An 18,161-nucleotide genomic window follows, 5' to 3' on the forward strand; every position below is an offset into this window, starting at 1 on the left:
ACAATCAAGCCATTCCCACTAAAAGCAATAGTCCGCCGGTGGGTGAAATCTCCCGAGAGTGATGTGAAATGAGCAACGAAGAGAACGATTTTTTTGCCCAGGCGATGGCCGATGTGAGGCCGTTATCCGCGGGGCAATCCACGCTGTACCTCAAGGCGCAGGATCCCGTCGATAAACGTGCTCGCCGGGAAGCTCAGGCGTTACAGTTGGAGAACTTCCTCAGCACCGGCTTTCTGGACATTATTCCCTGCGATACCCCGCTGGAATATAAGGGCGAAGGTATTCAGCAAGGGGTGCTAGACAAGCTGCGTCACGGCCATTATCCACCACAGGTCAGCCTCAACCTGTTGCGTCAGCCGGTCGAGAACTGCCGCCAGGCGCTGTTCCGCTTTATCATCCAGGCGGAGAAAGACAGCCTGCGTTCGTTGCTGATTGTGCATGGCCGTGGGCGCACAGATCAAAGCCATCCGAATATCATCCGCAGCTACCTGGCCAAATGGCTGGGGCAGTTTGAGCAAGTGCAGGCGTTTTGCCGGGCACTGCCACGTGACGGTGGGGAGGGGGCGTGCTACGTCACCTTGCGTAAGTCTGCCGCAGCCAAGGCGGATAACTTCGAACGCCATGCCAAACATAGCCGCTAAGGTGTGAGCATGGCGGCGCAGGAGAGCGCCGCCATAGGGGAGAGCTAGCGTTTAAACCACTTATAATCCAGAGAGTAACGGCCAGCACCGGTGACGGCAAGCAGCAGCAGACCGGCGATAATACTGATGTTTTTAAAGAAGTTGATTTCGTTGCCGATCATTTCTGCCCCGCTAAAACGCCAGAACGGGTGGCCGATAAAGGCGGTACCCAGCACATAAAGCGCATAAATGATGGCTATCGGCCGGGTGAAGGCCCCCAGCACGATGAAGATACCGAAAATGAACTCCACCACCACGGCGACAACCGCGGCCAGGTAAGGCATTGGCGTACCGTAGCCCTCCATTGCCGTGACCGTGGCACCAAAGTTGGTCAGCTTCATCCAACCGAAAATCAGAAACAGGATCATCAGCAAAATTCTGGCCAACAGAATGGTGCCGTCTTTTACACTTTCGCTCATTGTGAACCCCTTAACCACTACCCAAAATAGGTTGCTGTACCTGGTAAATACTAGATCAACTTCACATTTTATCTAGGGAGATGGCGTGAGAGAGTTCACGGAATATCAGCAGACGCCGAAGTCGTCGTCTTCGTGATAGGGGTTCACTTCGTTGGCCTGCACCTCGGTGCGTTGCTCTACCCCTAGTTCGACCCAACTGCATACCAAAGCCTCTCCATCCTCTTCGATAACGGTCATTTTTGGCCCACCGGTTTTACGCTGCACAAAATCACCCACGCTAAATGACATATCGTTTCTCCAGATCTGTTAGGGGGAAAACTGAGTATAGGAGACCGGAGGGATCCCTCTATAAACATTCCTCAACTGCCACCTTACGCAGGGGGGCCTGCGTAGATGCCCGATGAATTGCCGTTTGTGCCTGAATTGGTTAAGTATTATGCTGGCAGCAGGAAAATCACTCTATTTAGGGAACATCATGACAATTGAAATTCGCCCGGCGGTGAAAGCCGATGCCAAGCTAATTCTGGATATGATCATCGAGCTGGCCGTGTACGAAAAGGCTCGTGATGAGGTGCGCACCAACCAGGCAGAGATCGAAGAAAGCCTGTTTGGCCCCAACGCCTGCGCAGAGGCGCTGATTTGCAGTGTCAACGGCGAGCCAGCAGGCTATGCGGTGTTCTTTATGAGCTATTCGACCTGGCTGGGTAAGAACGGCATTTACCTGGAAGATTTGTACATCACGCCCAAGTTCCGTGGGGCGGGAACGGGCAAAGCCTTGCTGCGCCATATCGCTCAGCTTGCTTGCGAGCGCCGTTGCGGACGCCTGGAATGGAGCGTGCTGGACTGGAATCAGCCAGCGATTGATTTCTATCTCAGCATTGGTGCGGCTCCGCAAGATGAATGGGTGCGCTATCGTATGGAAGGCAAGGTGCTCGAGCAGTTTGCCATGTCTTGATCTGCGTCCGCTTCGGGGGAGGCATCTCCTCCGAAGGTTGAGATTGAATGCTTTTTTCCACCGCTGGCGCTATCCTCCCGTCATAGTGCTGCACCAATACCTTCATTTTCTGCTCGGTTTATCCCCTGCTTTGTCCTGTGAGGTTTCCTACAACACCCATCGATGGGCGGCTTTGCCTCGTCTGGTTACACTAGAGCCAATAAAAATAAGGAGGTCTTATGCGGGACATTCAACAGGTTTTGGGGCGCTGGGGCGTGTGGGCACGGGAAAGTTCTTCTCTGGGATATTCGCATATCGCCGCCGGTTTTAAAGGGTTGCTGCCGGGCAGTAGCAAACAGCAGGCCTCTTGCTGTGACGAGGACGGCTTGGTCGTTGATCGCGCTGTTGCCCACCTCCAGGCCCTACGTCAGCCGGAGGAGTTGGAACTGATCTTGCGTTACTACGTTTACGGGCAATCGAAGTCCGCCATCGCTCGCGGCTGGAAATGTTCGGAAGGCCGGGTAAGGCAACAGATGCAGGTGGCAGAAAGTTTTATCGAGGGTTGTCTGGTCAGCCAGAATATTCGTTTGGAAATGGATAGATAAACGATGACCGATAATAAAAATTAAAAATTTTTTAAATTGAAGTAATTACTACCCCGCAATGCGGGGTAGTTTTGTTATTTTAAATTAATGGCGAAAAATAATTTAATAAAATTCTATTCGCTACGAGTTTTATCTAGTAAATTGATAGCGTGGTTATTGCGTTTCGCAGTTGGTAAAAATATTTTTTAAAATAAACTTCTCGCTACGAATTATATCAGCTAGAGTGCTATTACTGGTTTAACCCAAGGTGATGCACTCTTATCAATAGGGTTAAATCAGGAGGCGCCATGAGCACCTTGCGTATTAATGATTTATTTGAGTCCAGGTTAACGGCCTGGGCTGAAGAGAACAGTATTAAATACACCTTGGCTAACGTGACGTTTACGGCGGATGACGATCTTCATCTGGAACCGTTTATTGCTCCGGAGCCTGCGGTGGCGTTAGGTATTTCCCAAGAGGTGCAGACCTACAGCGGGAATTATCAGGTTAATATTGTGATGAAGAAAGGGACGGGCGCTAAAACGGGCTATCAACTGGCGGAAGAGATTATCTCATTATTCCCCAGGGGATTGGTGCTGGCGGACGATGCTTTTAACTGTTATGTCAACGCTGGTGGCAATATCCTGCCAGCGATTGCCAAAGATGAATTATATACCTTGCCGGTCACCATCGGTTATTGGGCCGGGTATTAATATACCCGTCGTCTTTCAAGCTGCAGCGTTGTTACCTGCACTATCCCACCCCAGTCACTTACTAAACGTAAGCTCTTGGGGATGAGATAGCTTGTCGCCTAGCTGCAGCTTGAAATCCATAGGGTATAAAGATGTATAACGTTGTAAACATCGCTGGAGTGATTATCCAGCAAGTAAACCAAGCATACCGCCATCCGGCGGTTTTTTTATATCTGAAATTGGAGAATTACCATGGGTTTTGCATTACCAAATGGCGCCACCGTATTTGCTGGCGCGCCAACAGCACCAGGCGTAGTCACTACCGCAGTCAGCAATGCTAACGGCGCCGTATTTACCGTGGCCACCGGCCACACTCTGAAAGTGGGTGATATCGTAATGGTACGCTCCGGTTGGGGCCTGATCGACAGCCTGGTGGCCAAGATCACTGCCCAAGTGGATACCAGTATCACCATTGGTGCCATCAATACTACCGACGTAAGTTTCTTCCCGGCCGGTGGCGGCAAAGGCTCCTTGCAGAAGATCGCCAACTGGACGCAAATTCCTCAGATCACCGAGGTAGCGCAGTCTGGCGGCGATCAGCAATACGTGCAGGTGCAGTTCCTGGAAGACGATCGTCAGCGTAACCTGGCCACCTTTAAAGCGGCCAAAACGCAGACCTTTACCTTTGCGCACGATGCTTCTCAGCCGATCTACAGCCTGCTGCAGGATGCCGATCGCAATGGCGTCACGCTGGCGTTCTACATGCACGTGCCAAAAGCCAAGGAGCTGCGCTACTGGTCTGCGGTACCGGCTTTTGATCCGCAACCGACCACCGCGGTTAACCAGGTTGAAACCGTGCAGGTGGCGCTGGCGGTGCAGTCTTGCGATATGACGTTCTATAAAGTGACTGCTTAAACAGTCCATCAGCGAGCCCGATATTTTTCGGGCTCGATTTTTTTGCCGAATTATTTAACGATAGAGAGATAATCATGACCGAATTTAACCTGACACCGAATCCAACCTTTAAAGTCGACGTCAGCATTCCTCGCGCAGGTGACAGTGATGGGGTATTGACGTTTACTTTCAAACACAAAAAGCGCAGTGAATTGGAAAAACTGGAGAAAGCGCTTCGTGAGGCCAGCGAAGAACAGTTGAGCTCTGGCAACTATAGCAATCTACCGATGGCCGACTTCTTACGTGAGATCTGCGCCAATTGGACTTTACCCGATGAGTTGAATCAGGAAAGTCTAATCACTTTGCTGGACAACTATCCACGTGCTTTTGATGCTATCGCTACGGCTTATACCAAAGAGCTGATGGCGGTACGAGAAAAAAACTAATCGCGCTTGCTGAAGCCTTCTATTCGCCGGAAACGCCCCGTGAAGAACTGGCCGCATTTGGTCTATCTCCCGATGACTATGAAACAACCGTTCTCGATGTTTGGCCGGATATGCAGCCTGCATTCCAACTTTTTCAAGCGATGGCAACCCAATGGCGTACCGGTATGGGAGGTATTACGGGGTTAGATTACAATTGCCTTCCCTGGTTAATGCGGGTTTATGCCGTGGAGGATGAAGCAAGCGTGTTAAATGACATCCGAATTATGGAAACCGCAGCGCTTAAGGTGATCCACCAAAAATAATCGTCTGCGATGATGCCAGCCTTGAGCTGGCTTTATTGTTATAGCCAGGAGTAAGGCATGGCAGATATTACAACTATGACGCTGCGTGTTAATGCCAGTGATTTGCAGCGAGCTAATAGAGATCTGGTTGATTTGCAAAGCAACATTTCTGTGGCAACGAGTCGATTCGAAATGTTGAATCGTACGTTACGCAGCGGAATGCAGGAGATCAGCCGTTATAGCAATATTGGTAGACAACTGTCTCAGCTAGGAGAGAGTACCAATGCATTTATCGTTAACTTGAGAAGAAGCACTGCAGCAATAGAAGAATACCGGCAAGCGCTGGAAGGGATGCAGGGACAAGCTTCGAATACAGCTTCCATTTCTGGCCCTAACTCTGGAGATTTTGGTTGGAAAGAGGCTTTGGACCAAGGTTCACAGCTAGTAGATACCTATGATCAGGTGCAGAAAGTACTTGCTCCATTAGGAAGGATGGCTGCTCCGGTTGCTTTAACTGTGGGTTCAATTGCATTGCTTGGTACCGCATATTATCAAGGCGCAAAAGAGTCTGAAGAATTTAACAGGCAGTTAATCCTAACCGGTAATTATGCAGGGAAGAGCTCTGACCAATTACAGGATTTGGCGCGTAAATATGCTGATTTGGGTGGCGGTATGGATACCGCCTCTGAAACCATAGCAAAAATAGTTGGAACCGGTGCATTCTCTGGTGAGCAAATTGACGGGGTAACAAAAGGTGTCTTGGCACTACAACAAGCCACCGGCCAGACCGCAGAGCAGGCTATCAATGCGTATAAGAAAATATTTACCGATCCAATAACCAGTGCTTATGAATTAAATAAAGCCTATAATTATTTGTCTGTCGCTGAATTTGAACATATTCTTCAGTTGGAAGAACAAGGGAAGGTTGCAGAAGCTAGCGACTTAATTGCACAAAAGACAGCAATTACTTTCGAAGAACGAGCAAATAAATTAGTAGAAAATTTAGGGTATATAGATAAAGCTGTTATTATAGCTAAGTCTAGCTGGAGCTCATTATGGAATATGATGAAGGGAATTGGTCGGGATGACACCCTTTCAGAACAACTTGAAGCCGCCAATAAGAATGTCATTAATGTAAAAAATAATTTAGAAAAGTATCGGGATATTGATGCGAAATCGAGTCCAGACTATGGTACTGATTCTCGACCAATCGTAGATAAAAAGAAGATAATTTCAGATGCTGAAGGTAAAGTTTGGCTTCTGGAACAGGTTGTTAATTTAACTAACGATTTGTCAGCATCTACCTCTGCAGGGAATGTTGCACAAAAGTCAGCTATAGACCAGTTAAAAAAGGAGCATGATGCCAGGGCGACACTTAGAAATAAACCATCAGGAGCGACATACTCAAGCCCTCATAGAAATATAGCACCGGCTCCTACAGTTGGAGTTGTAGCTCCAACTGTTCCAGATACGCAAGAGCTACTTAAGCAATCTTCATCTGACTATATTAAAAACATGACGGAACGGCAGGAGGTTTTACGTGATAGCGCTGGTAAAAGTAATCGAACTATCCAGCGTGATGCAAGCAAGTCCCAATTTAAGAAAGAATGGATTCAAAAAGGTGGAGAACCATCAGGGATTGATTATGAAAGTCAATTAAAAGCCCTTACTGACTTCCATGCAGCTGAGGACGAAATCCGTGGTAGTTGGCTTGATGGAGCACAAAAAGGTTGGAACGAATATCTGGACTCTGCGACCAATGTGTATGATTCAATGGCCAATATCGGCCAAGCGACCTTTAGCGGTTTATCAGACATGCTTACCAGCATGGTGACCACTGGCAAAGCCAACTTCCAAGAGTTTACCGCCTCAATACTAAAAATGATTATCCAGGTGATTAACCAACTGCTAGTAGCTTTTGTCATCCAAAAAGCAATGGGTTGGATTAACCCATCGGCTGCAGCAACAGGACATTCCAGTGGTGGTTATACCGGCGACGGCGGTAAATACGATCAGGCGGGCGTGGTACACCGTGGCGAGTTCGTGATGACCAAAGAAGCTACCCAGCGGATCGGCGTGGGCAATCTCTACGCCATGATGCGCGGCTATGCGGAGGGCGGCCTGGTGGGCGGCAACAAAGCCCCGATGTACGGCTTGGCGGCAGAGCAGGGTGGTGGCATTACGGTCAACAGCACCGTAGTAATGAACAATGACGGCTCCGCGAATGCGGCCAATAGCTCCTCTGCCGGTGACGGCATGGGCAAGCTGGTGCAGGGCATCGTTAATCAGGCGATCACCGAACGTTTGGGCAAAGAGCTCAAGCCAGGCGGCCTGATCTGGAATGCCTCAGCGGCCCGCTGAATCTTCTTATCAATCATCAATAGTAACAACCGCAGTCTGGCATCAGGCCTGACTAATTGCTTCTTATCTCCCCCTCACCCCAACCCTCTCCCACAGGGAGAGGGAGCTGCTCTGGAGCTGTATTCAGTTGCAGCAATTAATCTGTAACGGGGGTGATATTTAGGATGAACGCATTAGCCAAGATGTGGCACGTACTGTCCCCTCTCCCTGTGGGAGAGGGTTAGGGTGAGGGGGCATTCTGGCCCAGCGACTGACGGTTATTACTGCTCGGAGTTTTTATGCTTATCGATACCTTTCAATGGCAAACCCAGGCCTCGCCTAGCGGCAACTTTGTTCATAACGTCAGAAGTGCGCAGTTCGGCGACGGCTATAAACAGGTCAGCAGCAATGGGCTGAACCAGGCGGTGCAGCAGTGGCAGTTGGCCTATACCGGCCATCCGGCCGTGACCCAGTCGATGCTGGCCTTTTTAAATCAACACGTGCTCGTCGCCTTTTTCTGGACGCCGCCCAACGGCAAGAAAGCGCTATTTCGCGTCAAATCGGATTCAATCTCCGTCACACCGCTTGCGCGCAATGTGGAGGCGTTGAGTTTTGCCTTTGAACAAGCCTTCGGCGTATAGGTGCAATCATGTCATTTAACAGTCAAGTGCAAAAGCTGGCGCCAGGGGAACTGATCCAGCTGATTGAAATTGATGGCACCGCCTTTGGCGCGGCCATCATGCGCTTTCATGCGCACAATATTCCCCACACTCAGGCCGAGATCGCGGCGGCGGGCAACGATGCCCAGCGGCTGAAACCAAAATCGATCTGGTGGCAGGGAAACGAGTATGAAGCCTATCCCTACGAGATCGCCGGCCTGGCAGCAACCAGCGATGGTTCACAACCAACGCCCAGGCTCAGCGTCGCCAACCTCAGCAATCTGGTGTCTTCGTTGTGTCTGACCTTCAACGACATGGTGCAGGCGAAAGTGCGGGTGCATGACACCTTTGCCAAATACCTGGATGCGGTCAACTTCCCCGAGGGGAACGCCCTTGCCGATGCTTCGCAGGAGCGAGTGCAGGTTTTCTACATCGACAGCAAAAGCACCGAAACCAACAGCGTGGTGGAATTCCAGCTCTGTACACCGTTCGATCTGCAAGGCCAGCAACTGCCCTCGCGGCAAATTCACGGGCTTTGCACCTGGTGCATCCGGGGTTGGTACCGCAGCGGCAGAGGTTGTGATTACAGCGGCGGGGCCTGTTTTGATAAGGACGATGAACCGATCGACGATCCGGCGTTAGACGTCTGTGGTGGCCGGGTGTCCTCCTGCAAAAAACGCTTTGGTGATGCGCAACCCCTGGCCTTTGGCGGGTTCCCAGGTTCCAACCTGTTGGGGAGGTAATGATGCAGGCTGAAATCATGCAGGCCATCTGTGAGCATGCCGCAGCGGAGTATCCCAATGAGTCCTGCGGTTTTGTGGTGCAGAACGGGCGTAAGGCGCGTTATCTGCCGTGCCGCAATGTGGCGGAAAACGCGTTGGATAACTTTGTCATCTCCCCTCAGGAATACGCGCAGGCGGAAGATCAAGGCGAGATCATTCGCATCATCCACAGCCACCCAGATGTGCCCGTGTTGATCCCTTCGGAGATGGATCGCCTGCAGTGCGATCACTCGGGCATTGTCTGGGGCATCGTCTCGTGGCCGGAAGGGGATTACACCGAGGTTGTGCCACGCGGTGAGCGCCCGTTGGTTGGGCGCAGTTGGCTGTTGGGGCATGCCGACTGCTGGTCATTGATCCGGGATTACTATCGCCAGGAACACGGCATCGCGCTGAACGATTATTCGGTAGAACATGAATGGTGGATCGACGGCAAAACCCGCCTGTATGACGATCATTGGTACGCCGAAGGGTTCCGAGAATTTCAGGGGCCGATGCGCGCGGGCGACATGATCATGATGCAGGTTTCAGCCCCGGTGACCAACCACGCGGGCATCTATCTGGGGGACGGCATGATGCTGCATCACCTGTTCGGCCAGCTTAGCCAGCGCTATCCCTACAGCGGATATTTTCAGGAGCGGACGGTACGCGTAGTCCGCAGGAAGGAGCTTCTATGATGCAAACAACAAGACTGATCCGGTTGGGTGGCCAACTGGGTAAAAAGTTCGGTAAAACCCATCGGCTGGTGGTGGCGGATACGCGCGAAGCGCTGCGGGCGCTGTGTATCACCTTGCCCGGATTTGAGAGCTTTATGATGAATGCCCATAAGGACGGCGTGCAGTTTGCCTTCTTTAATGGTTCGCAGAATATTGGCTTGGCCGAGTTTGCTACCTCCAAAGGCAGCGCCGATATTCGCATTATGCCGGTGATTGCCGGGAGTAAGAGTGGCGGGATGTTCCAGATTGTCATCGGCGTGGCGGCGTTGGTCGGGGCATTCTTTACCGCTGGTGGATCGATGGCAGCTTGGGGGACGGCATTAGCGGCTAAAAGTGCTGTGGTAACCGGTTTAACAATGATGGGGACATCGATGGTACTCGGCGGTGTAACGCAACTGATGACGCCACAGCCGAACTTCGGCATGTCCTCTTCCCAATCGGTAGAAAACAAACCGTCCTATGCCTTTGGCTCACCGGTCAACACCACGGCGCAGGGCTACCCAGTACCGGTGCTGTACGGCGAGCGGGAAATCGGTGGTGCGGTAATTTCCGCCGGTATTTATGCTGAAAACCAGCAATAACCCCCTTTAGGGCATTTTTCTACAGGTCGCATTCGCGACCTTTTTTGTGGGCGCAATATGACAAAGTTAACAATTCATGGGCGCAAGGGCGGTGGTGGATCGGCGCATACGCCGGTTGAAGCCCCCGATGATTTGCAGTCCAACGCTAAAATCAAAATCCTGCTGGCGCTGTCTGAAGGGGAAATTGCCGGTGAGTTAGACGGCACCCGCATCCTGCTCGACGGCACCCCGGTGCATAATCCCGATGGCAGTGAAAACTTTACCGGCCTGAAGTGGGAGGTGCGTAACGGCACCCAGACTCAGGATTATATCCAGGGCATGCCGGACGTAGAGTCTGAAACGCCGGTCAACGTCAAGCTGACCACTACTAACGTCTGGACCAAAACCTTCACCCGAACCGATATCGACGCGCTGCGCATACGCATGGGCTTTCCGGCGCTGTTCCAGCAGGAAGATAACGGCGATATGAACGGTTCGCAGGTAGAATATCTGATTGAGCTTTCCACCGACGGCGGAGCCTATCAAACAGTGGTCACCGGCACGCTAAAGGGCAAAACCACCAGCCTGTACGAGCGCGATCACCGGATTAATCTACCTAAGGCAACCACCAGCTGGACGCTGCGCATCAAGCGCATCACCCCAGACTCAACCAGCAGCAAGTTGGTAAACACTACCCAGATCCAGACCTACACCGAGATCGTGGACGCCAAGTTCCGCTATCCCAACACCGCCTTGCTGTTTATCGAGTTCGATGCCCAGCAGTTCAGCTCAGTGCCGAAAATTACGCTCAAGCCGAAGGGCAAAATCATTCGCGTGCCGGCCAACTATGATCCGCTGGCGCGGACCTACAGCGGCAATTGGGATGGCAGCTTTAAATGGGCCTGGAGCAACAACCCGGCTTGGGTGTTTTACGATATCGCGTTGGACAAGAATTACGGCTTAGGCAACCGGGTGACCGCCGCCGAGATCGACAAATGGGGGCTGTACAGCATCGCGCAGTATTGCGATGAGCTGATTGATGACGGTCTGGGGGGCGGGGGCAAAGAACCGCGTTTCCTGTGTGACGTGTATATCCAGTCGCAGCAGGATGCCTACACCGTATTGCGTGATATCGCCGCCATCTTCCGCGGCATTACCTACTGGGGTAACGACCAGCTGTTTGCCTATGCGGATATGCCGCGCGATGTGGATTTCGTCTATTCGCGGGCCAACGTCATTGGCGGTGAATTTGCCTATGCGTCGGGTTCTTACAAGAATCGCTATACCTCGGCGCTGGTGAAATGGGGCGATCCGGCCAACCATTATGCCGACGCGGTGGAAGCGGCTTACGATAACGAACTGGTGAAGCGCTACGGCGTTAACCAGACTGAAATCACCGCCATTGGCTGTACGCGGCGCACCGAGGCTCACCGCCGTGGGCGCTGGGCGATCCTGAGTAACGCCAAAGATCGTACCGTCAGCTTTACCGTCGGGTTGGACGGCAATATCCCGCTGCCAGCTCGGATCATCGGCATTGCGGATGCCATGCTGGCAGGCAAGACCAACGGCGGGCGCATCCATTCCGCGCAGGATCGTGTAGTGGTGCTGGACCGTGAAGTGGAGTTCGGCAAAGGCGATCGCCTGATCGTCAATCTGCCGGACGGCACGGCACAAACTCGCACTATCGCCAGTATCGCGGCAGACAAGCTTACGGTGACGCTGACCGCCCCGTTCCGCCAGCAACCAGAGCCTGAAGCGGTCTGGAGTATCGATTCCGACAACCTGGCGATCCAGCAGTTCCGCGTGGTGTCGGTCCAGTCCAACGATGATGGCACCTTCGCCATTAACGCCGTTGAGCACGATCCGGATAAATACGCCTTTATCGATAACGGCATCCGCCTGGATGCGCCGCCAATCACCGTCACGCCACCAGGAGCGATGCCAGCTCCGGCGAATATCGCCATCTCGCGCTACGACTACGTTAGCCAGGGGATTAACGTTGCCTCAATGCGGGTGCAGTGGCGTGCTGTTGCTGGCGCGGTGACCTATGAAGCCCAGTGGCGTAAAGATAACGGCAACTGGGTAAATGTGGGCGCGACGCCTTCGCTCGGGTTTGATGTTAACGGTATTTATGCCGGTAACTATGACGTACGGGTGCGAGCGGTGAATGCGGTGGGCGTTTCCTCGCAGTGGGGTCATGCCGAGCCGAGCTATCTGGCAGGAAAAGCGGGTGCGCCGCCCAAGATTGTTTCGCTGACGGCAACCCAGGATGTGGTGTTTGGCATCCAGCTTGCCTGGGGTTTTGGCCACAACTCTGCCGACGGCCTGAAAACCACCCTGATGGTAGCCAGCCGGGCGGATTTCGCCGACGAACGCTTATTGGCCGATGTGCCTTATCCGCAGCATCGCTATGACATGCAGGGCCTGCGTGCGGGGCAGGTGCTGTACTTCCGTGCAGCTTTTACCGACAAAACCGGCAACCAGTCTGACTGGAGCGAGTTTGTGCGCGGGATGGCTTCGGACAGTGCGGACGTGGTGCTGGCGCAAATTGCGCAAAGCATTACCGAGACCGAACTGGGCAAAGATCTGTTGGAGAAGATCAACAGCCTGCCTTCGGATCAGAACGTCCAGGATCTGGCCGAGAAGATCGCCCAGGCGCAGGCCGATATCGAGGCGAACAGGGATGCGCTGCAAGGGGATGTCGATACCCTGCAAGCGGCGCTGAACAAGGTTAACGCCGAGCTGGCGGGCCGGAATGCCGATCTGAGCAATGCTGTCGACGTGCTGCAACAGGATTTGACGCAGTTGGGCAAAGCCGCCATCGAAAACAGCCTGACCATCGAGCATAACCGCCAAAAACTCTCCCAGGCCCAGGAGGTTCTGAATAGCGATATCAAGGACGCACGCGGGGAAATTGACAGCACCCGCGCCAGCTTGGCGCGAGCAGATGCCGAACTGCAAGCCAAGGTCGATGCCCTTACCGGTGGCACCAACGCGGCAATGGCTCAGGTCGCTTCGCAGATCACTCAATTGCAGGATGATGATCAGCAACTGGCCAGCAAACTTGACGTGGTGATTGCCAAGGCCGAAGGGAACGCCGCACAAATCGCGCAGGAGCAAGCGGCTCGTGTGGATGCCGATGGGGCGTTAGCCAAGGATATCAGCTCGGTGAAAGCCACGGCAGATAATCAGCAGGGTTTGATTATCAAGCTGGAGCAGGCGCAGGCCGATGCCGATTCTGCTTTGGCTAAGGTGGAGTCCAACGTTTCCGCCAACGCCAAGGCAATCGGCAGCAACAAGACGGAACAGGACAAGGTTAACTCGCAGGTTACGCAGAAAACCGAAGCGCTGGCTGATCAGCAGAAAACGCAGGGCCAGCAGCTCAGCGGGCTGACTTCCGAGTTTAGCGAAAACCGGGCGGAGGTGACCCAACAGCTGAAAACGCTGGCGGCGACTGACTCGGCTCAGGCCCAGCAGATTTCCGGTTTGCAGGCCAGCACGGGCAGTAACACTGCGGCTATTCAGGCAGAGGCGAAATCCCGTGCCGATGCCGACGGTGCGCTGAGCCAACGGGTTGACGTGATCCAGGCAACCAGCCAGGAAAACACGGCGGCCATCACCCGCCTAGGCATCGCGCAAACCGAAGCCGAAAGCAGCACGGCCAGCCTGCAACAGGCTCTCGAGGCCACGGCCAAGGCGAATATCGAACAGGCGCTTAAGCAGGATAACGATGTTCAACGTCTGGATGAGAGCAGCGCCCGGTTAACCACGGCGCAAACCGTTTTCGCCGATCGGCAGCAGGCGCAGGCCCAGCAGATCACGCAGCTGGATGCGAACTTTGGTGATGTGTCTGCGCAGTTACAGCAGGAGATCACCACCAGGGCCAGCGAGACCGGCGCTTTGTCACAACGCTTTGACCATTTGAGCGCAGATGTCGGCAGCAATCAGGCCGAGGTGGATCAGCGTTTGCAGGCGCTGGTGGATAGTGGCAGTGCTCAAGCGTCGTTAATTACCGGCCTGGGGGCGGCCAGTGGCGAAAATAAAGCGGCGATCGCCGCTGAATCGCAAGCGCGAACCACGGCGGATGAAGCGTTATCTCGACAATTGAGTTCGCTAGATTCCACCGTTGGGCAAAATACGGCGGCAATCAACGAGCGGCTACAGACGTTGACCAATCAAGACTCGGCCATGGCGGAGCAGATTGGTTCATTAACGGCGGCCTCTGGCGAAAACAGTGCGGCGATCGGCGAGCTTAAGCAGGCTCAAAGCGACTCGGCGGGCTCGCAGGCTTCACTCAGCAGCTCGCTTGAAGCCATTGCCAAGGCGGATATCGAGCAGTCGTTAAAGCAGGCGGAAGACGTTATCAGCAATGACGTGGTCACCGCATCGATCAAGACCCAGCAGAACGTAATGGCGGACGATCAGCGTGCCCAAGCGCAGCAGATCACCGAATTACGGGCAAGCTTTGGTGATGTTGATGCGCGCTTGATGACGGAGCAGACGGTGCGTGCGGAAGCCGACAAGGCGTTATCCCAGCAGGTGACAGCGCTGGCAGGCACCGTGGGGGACAACAATGCCCAACTCAATCAGCAACTGCAGGTGCTGGTGGATACGGACAGCGCCCAGGCCAAGCTGATTAACGATCTGACCAGCCGAACAGGGGCGAATGAGGCCTCGGTGACCGCCCTGAGCCAAACGCTAACCGATAGCAATAGCGCGACGGCTCAGCAAATTGGCGCTTTGCAATCCGCTACTGGTGACAATACTTCGGCTATTACTTCGCTGTCGAAAACCGTGACCGATAACCAATCGGCAACGGCTAACGATATCAAGTTATTGAATACGGCGGTGGGGGATAACAAGGCGGCAGTCCAGCAGGTGAGTTCTGCGCAGGCGACATTGGATGGCAAGGTATCTGCAACCTGGTCGGTAAAAGTTGAAACCAGTAAGAAGGGGGAAAGCAGCGTTGCCGGTTTGGCATTGGGGGTTGATGACGCAGGGAACCGGCAATTCCTGGTGCGGGCCGATCGATTTGCCTTGGTAACCAAAGATGAGGGCAATGTGTCTGTTCCCTTCGCCGTGCAAAATGGCCAGACGTTTATCAACTCGGCGTTTATCGCTGATGGGACGATTACTAACGCGAAAATAACGGGTTGGATAGGCTCTGATAACTTCATTGATGGGAGGCAGGGCTGGGCTATCAATAAGTCTGACGGTAACGCTCAGTTTAATCAGGTTTCTGTTCGTGGAAATATCTATGCGGATGGTGGATATTTTAGGGGCGATATCACTGGGGCTAATGGAACATTCTCGGGAACTATTTACGCCAATAAAATAATAGGCGATCTAGTAGATAGCAACAGTATGTCTAACGTGATTAACATCTCTAGGCATATTAATAGGGAGTCTTATGTTGATATTCCATTGGTTACTATAATGGCGTCCGGCTTTGAGAAAAGAGGTGTAATACAAGGGCTGCTACCTAATGGATTAAGTCACTATCCAGAACGAGGGGTATCTGTGGCTCCGGGGAATGTAGCAAGTGTATGGGGGTATGGTGGTGCCAATGGCTCAATTGCTTTGTTATTAAATGGCAATGTGATAGCTAAATCATATAGAGACTATAGTGCTAATGGCTATTTACCTGAGATAATAAGCAGCATACCCATAACCATAAAAGCCGGTAGTAGTGATAATCAGTTGATATTGAGAGTGTTCAATAATGGATACGAGGCAAACTGGGTGGGGGTTTTCTTACAATGCTCCATTATATTGTCTCGCTCAACACAGAATATTATTTTTAATAACATTACTAACTAAAAACCGCCGCGAGTGGTTTTTCATTTTTTGGAGTAAGAATCTATGTGGTACAAAACAGGCACTATCAATTTAATCGCTAATAACGCCACCGTGACGGGTACCGGCACCGCTTGGGCCGATGCCAAGTTTGGTGTAATGCCAGGTATGATTTTACTGGCCCCGGATAATAAGTTGTATGAAGTTAAACAGGTTAATAGCAATACCTCACTGACCCTGAATAGCAACTATGCCGGTTCAACGGCCAGCGGGCAGAGTTACGCTATTATCACCACCTACGAAGGTGATATCAGCCAGTTCTCAGCTCGCTTTGCCGCGATGCTGACTTTCTTCCAAGGCAGCCGCAATGATACGGTGAGCTGGTTCACTGGCTCTGGGGATATGACATTTACCAAGGACGATGGTACAAAGCTAACTGTGCCTACGCTGGCGAAGGTTCAGGCGGATTATGTATCAAGAACATCCACTTTAGATCAGAGCATTTCTAGTACGGTGCTTCTTGCAAAGCCTGTTCGATTATCGACAGCATCTGGTTCAGCAGGTTTTATACCGGCTTCTCAAGGAGCGTGGGTTTCCTGGAACAGGAAGACATCAACGGATGATGGCCTCACTGGAGCGACAGACTTCATTACTCATAAGGGAGGGTATCAAGGGGGATGGAACTTTTGGAGTACCGATGGGGCTGCTATAAATCTTGTTGGTAAGTTAAGCTGGTCTGGATATTTATCTGTGATTGGTGGTTTGGTTTCTGTCGGTGACCAATCCATGCAGGCTGGTGTGACAACCTCTAATCTATTATTAAGGTTTAGAGATGTTTCAGGTGTAGAGAAAGGTGCTGTATATGCCCAGACCGATACTGGAGCTATGAATATCCGCTGGAATGGTTCAGCTTATACGATGGCTTGCCGCCCTGATGGCCTAGTCTCAGTACCCAAAGGGCATGTAATAACAACGGCAATGTCAACCCCTCAAGAAGTTGTTGATATAGTTGCATCCAATAGTGCACCCATCACATTTCGTGGTGCTGATTATGCGGGGTTTGATAAACCTAATAATTACACTATTGGTACTTGGAATGGTTTTTCAGTCGTACCTACCATTGGAAATGGTTTAGGGACAGGGGTCGAACAAGGTAAGCCTGTATTCTCCGTAAATGCTCGCACAGGGATTACTTATGCGCTTAATGGGCTATATGTTGGTTCTTCACCAGTTATTACTGCTGGACAATATGGTATTGGTGGTACAGCTGTATTACTTCCGCTAGATACAGTATTAGATGATCTTAAAACCAAACCTACGGGGAAATATGCTGTAAATGCCAATGGTATAGGAATGCCTCGTGCAGGAGTTGCTTATTCTCTTGACTGGGCGTTAACGGCTAACGCAAATGGAGGACAAGGAACTCTCTTGGCCTCGGCTATCATTACAGCACCAAGCTCGTATGATGAGACATATCGCAATACACTGAGAAATGGTGTCTGGCAAGGGTGGGTCAAATTATGGGATGCTAATGCGTTATCTGCGCCAATGAACACGGGGAGCTTTGGCCTCGGCTCGGCTTCAACAGCAACTATGTACTCAGATGCGAACACATCTGGTGTGAATCAGTTTATTAGACTGGCTCCTAATACTCCAAACTCTCCAACACCCACTGGTGCTGCATGGTCAGGGATTGAATGGGGTTACGACACAGCATCTAGAACTCAGCTACTATGCCAACAAGGACAAACTACCAACAATTTAGTATTCCGAGTTAGTGCTCCAGGGGGAAATAGATCAAGCTGGGCTACATTATGGCACAGCACCAACACCACCGTAGACGCCAACGGCTTCCTGAAAAAAGCATCCCCAATCGCCCGCCTCACCAGCAACCCAGAGAAAATGCCTGACGAATACCTGGATGGCTTTACCCTGTCCGGGCTGGCGGCGGTAAATGGCGAGGCTGCGGGCGTTACCGCTGAGCGAGTCTCCGTTGGCGTATACAAAGTGACGGGTTCGCTAGGTTTCGCGCTGGAAGGCTGGAACATCGAAGTCCCACAGGACGTCAACGGTAACCGCCTATGCTTCGTCGCCACTGAAGCAGCTGAAGACGGCACGATCACGGTCAGAGTCAGCAAGCGTCGCTTTGATATTGATACCGCAGCAATCGTTGCAGGGGAGCCGATGGATATTCCTGAAGGGCGCTGGATCGATCTGCGTTTGGAAATGCCGCCGGTTGAGGAAGTTCAGAGCGAGCCAGAACCGGAAAGCCACGAAGGCGAAATGGTGAGCGAGTAAGTTGTTCTGGCAGTGAAACGGTGTTGTCCTGAAGTTGCCCAGATCCGTTTGCTGTGAATAAGCTTGGAAAGTATTGGGGGGAG

The 18,161-nt window shown here is 52.2% G+C and carries 16 protein-coding genes; 14 read left to right on the top strand and 2 right to left on the bottom strand.

What is annotated here, in order from left to right:
- The first annotated feature begins 68 nt into the window (after positions 1-68).
- On the top strand, positions 69-641 hold the full coding sequence (gene smrA, locus AC6HVW_RS00235; RefSeq protein WP_037376550.1) for a DNA endonuclease SmrA: 573 nt from the start codon (positions 69-71) through the stop codon (positions 639-641).
- A gap of 44 nt (positions 642-685) precedes the next feature.
- On the opposite strand, the gene AC6HVW_RS00240 is transcribed toward smrA, so the two are convergent.
- Together AC6HVW_RS00240 and AC6HVW_RS00245 are read right to left on the bottom strand one after the other, a co-directional pair.
- The gene (locus tag AC6HVW_RS00240) at positions 686-1,099 is read right to left on the bottom strand and encodes a DoxX family protein (RefSeq protein ID WP_021178944.1); all 414 of its coding nucleotides are present in this window, start codon (positions 1,097-1,099) and stop codon (positions 686-688) included.
- 105 nt (positions 1,100-1,204) lie between these two features.
- Positions 1,205-1,387, bottom strand: coding sequence for a GDFGVC terminal motif YodC-like protein (locus AC6HVW_RS00245; protein WP_021807639.1), 183 nt, complete (start codon positions 1,385-1,387; stop codon positions 1,205-1,207).
- Positions 1,388-1,574: 187 nt separating this feature from the next.
- On the opposite strand from AC6HVW_RS00245, the gene AC6HVW_RS00250 reads away from it, so the two are divergent.
- From AC6HVW_RS00250 to AC6HVW_RS00310, 13 genes are all read left to right on the top strand, one after another.
- Positions 1,575-2,054, top strand: coding sequence for a GNAT family N-acetyltransferase (locus AC6HVW_RS00250; protein ID WP_024530931.1), 480 nt, complete (start codon positions 1,575-1,577; stop codon positions 2,052-2,054).
- 218 nt (positions 2,055-2,272) lie between these two features.
- Positions 2,273-2,638, top strand: coding sequence for an antiterminator Q family protein (locus tag AC6HVW_RS00255; protein ID WP_021807641.1), 366 nt, complete (start codon positions 2,273-2,275; stop codon positions 2,636-2,638).
- Positions 2,639-2,925: 287 nt separating this feature from the next.
- Positions 2,926-3,330 (top strand): phage tail terminator-like protein, encoded by a 405-nt coding sequence (locus tag AC6HVW_RS00260; protein ID WP_071683971.1) that lies wholly within the window; start codon positions 2,926-2,928, stop codon positions 3,328-3,330.
- Between the two features lie 231 nt (positions 3,331-3,561).
- Positions 3,562-4,224, top strand: coding sequence for a phage tail protein (locus tag AC6HVW_RS00265; RefSeq protein ID WP_059201585.1), 663 nt, complete (start codon positions 3,562-3,564; stop codon positions 4,222-4,224).
- Positions 4,225-4,298: 74 nt separating this feature from the next.
- Positions 4,299-4,649, top strand: coding sequence for a phage tail assembly chaperone (locus tag AC6HVW_RS00270; RefSeq protein WP_071683970.1), 351 nt, complete (start codon positions 4,299-4,301; stop codon positions 4,647-4,649).
- A gap of 47 nt (positions 4,650-4,696) precedes the next feature.
- Positions 4,697-4,951, top strand: coding sequence for a DUF1799 domain-containing protein (locus tag AC6HVW_RS00275; protein ID WP_037435565.1), 255 nt, complete (start codon positions 4,697-4,699; stop codon positions 4,949-4,951).
- A 57-nt stretch (positions 4,952-5,008) separates the two neighbouring features.
- Positions 5,009-7,291: a phage tail tape measure protein gene (locus AC6HVW_RS00280; protein WP_186486102.1), complete on the top strand. Its 2,283-nt coding sequence runs from the start codon at positions 5,009-5,011 to the stop codon at positions 7,289-7,291.
- 278 nt (positions 7,292-7,569) lie between these two features.
- Positions 7,570-7,911 (top strand): phage tail protein, encoded by a 342-nt coding sequence (locus AC6HVW_RS00285; protein ID WP_024486957.1) that lies wholly within the window; start codon positions 7,570-7,572, stop codon positions 7,909-7,911.
- Between the two features lie 8 nt (positions 7,912-7,919).
- Entirely contained in the window at positions 7,920-8,672 is a 753-nt protein-coding gene (locus tag AC6HVW_RS00290; protein WP_186486101.1) for a phage minor tail protein L, read from the top strand.
- 2 nt (positions 8,673-8,674) lie between these two features.
- Positions 8,675-9,385: a C40 family peptidase gene (locus AC6HVW_RS00295; protein ID WP_021807649.1), complete on the top strand. Its 711-nt coding sequence runs from the start codon at positions 8,675-8,677 to the stop codon at positions 9,383-9,385.
- A complete protein-coding gene (locus tag AC6HVW_RS00300; RefSeq protein WP_071683965.1) occupies positions 9,382-10,005 on the top strand; it encodes a tail assembly protein in 624 nt (207 codons plus the stop codon). The genes AC6HVW_RS00295 and AC6HVW_RS00300 overlap by 4 nt, the downstream gene beginning before the upstream one ends.
- Positions 10,006-10,062: 57 nt before the next feature.
- Positions 10,063-15,804, top strand: coding sequence for a TipJ family phage tail tip protein (gpJ, locus tag AC6HVW_RS00305; protein ID WP_186486100.1), 5,742 nt, complete (start codon positions 10,063-10,065; stop codon positions 15,802-15,804).
- Between the two features lie 42 nt (positions 15,805-15,846).
- Positions 15,847-18,078, top strand: coding sequence for a phage tail fiber protein (locus tag AC6HVW_RS00310; RefSeq protein WP_186486099.1), 2,232 nt, complete (start codon positions 15,847-15,849; stop codon positions 18,076-18,078).
- Positions 18,079-18,161 lie beyond the last annotated feature (83 nt).

The organism is Serratia sp. NCCP-200 (assembly GCF_059697885.1).

Coding starts and splice junctions, on each gene's coding strand:
- smrA (WP_037376550.1), top strand. CDS start 69: ATGAGCAACGAAGAGAACGATTTTTTTGCCCAGGCGATGGCCGATGTG.
- AC6HVW_RS00240 (WP_021178944.1), bottom strand. CDS start 1,099: ATGAGCGAAAGTGTAAAAGACGGCACCATTCTGTTGGCCAGAATTTTG.
- AC6HVW_RS00245 (WP_021807639.1), bottom strand. CDS start 1,387: ATGTCATTTAGCGTGGGTGATTTTGTGCAGCGTAAAACCGGTGGGCCA.
- AC6HVW_RS00250 (WP_024530931.1), top strand. CDS start 1,575: ATGACAATTGAAATTCGCCCGGCGGTGAAAGCCGATGCCAAGCTAATT.
- AC6HVW_RS00255 (WP_021807641.1), top strand. CDS start 2,273: ATGCGGGACATTCAACAGGTTTTGGGGCGCTGGGGCGTGTGGGCACGG.
- AC6HVW_RS00260 (WP_071683971.1), top strand. CDS start 2,926: ATGAGCACCTTGCGTATTAATGATTTATTTGAGTCCAGGTTAACGGCC.
- AC6HVW_RS00265 (WP_059201585.1), top strand. CDS start 3,562: ATGGGTTTTGCATTACCAAATGGCGCCACCGTATTTGCTGGCGCGCCA.
- AC6HVW_RS00270 (WP_071683970.1), top strand. CDS start 4,299: ATGACCGAATTTAACCTGACACCGAATCCAACCTTTAAAGTCGACGTC.
- AC6HVW_RS00280 (WP_186486102.1), top strand. CDS start 5,009: ATGGCAGATATTACAACTATGACGCTGCGTGTTAATGCCAGTGATTTG.
- AC6HVW_RS00285 (WP_024486957.1), top strand. CDS start 7,570: ATGCTTATCGATACCTTTCAATGGCAAACCCAGGCCTCGCCTAGCGGC.
- AC6HVW_RS00290 (WP_186486101.1), top strand. CDS start 7,920: ATGTCATTTAACAGTCAAGTGCAAAAGCTGGCGCCAGGGGAACTGATC.
- AC6HVW_RS00295 (WP_021807649.1), top strand. CDS start 8,675: ATGCAGGCTGAAATCATGCAGGCCATCTGTGAGCATGCCGCAGCGGAG.
- AC6HVW_RS00300 (WP_071683965.1), top strand. CDS start 9,382: ATGATGCAAACAACAAGACTGATCCGGTTGGGTGGCCAACTGGGTAAA.
- gpJ (WP_186486100.1), top strand. CDS start 10,063: ATGACAAAGTTAACAATTCATGGGCGCAAGGGCGGTGGTGGATCGGCG.
- AC6HVW_RS00310 (WP_186486099.1), top strand. CDS start 15,847: ATGTGGTACAAAACAGGCACTATCAATTTAATCGCTAATAACGCCACC.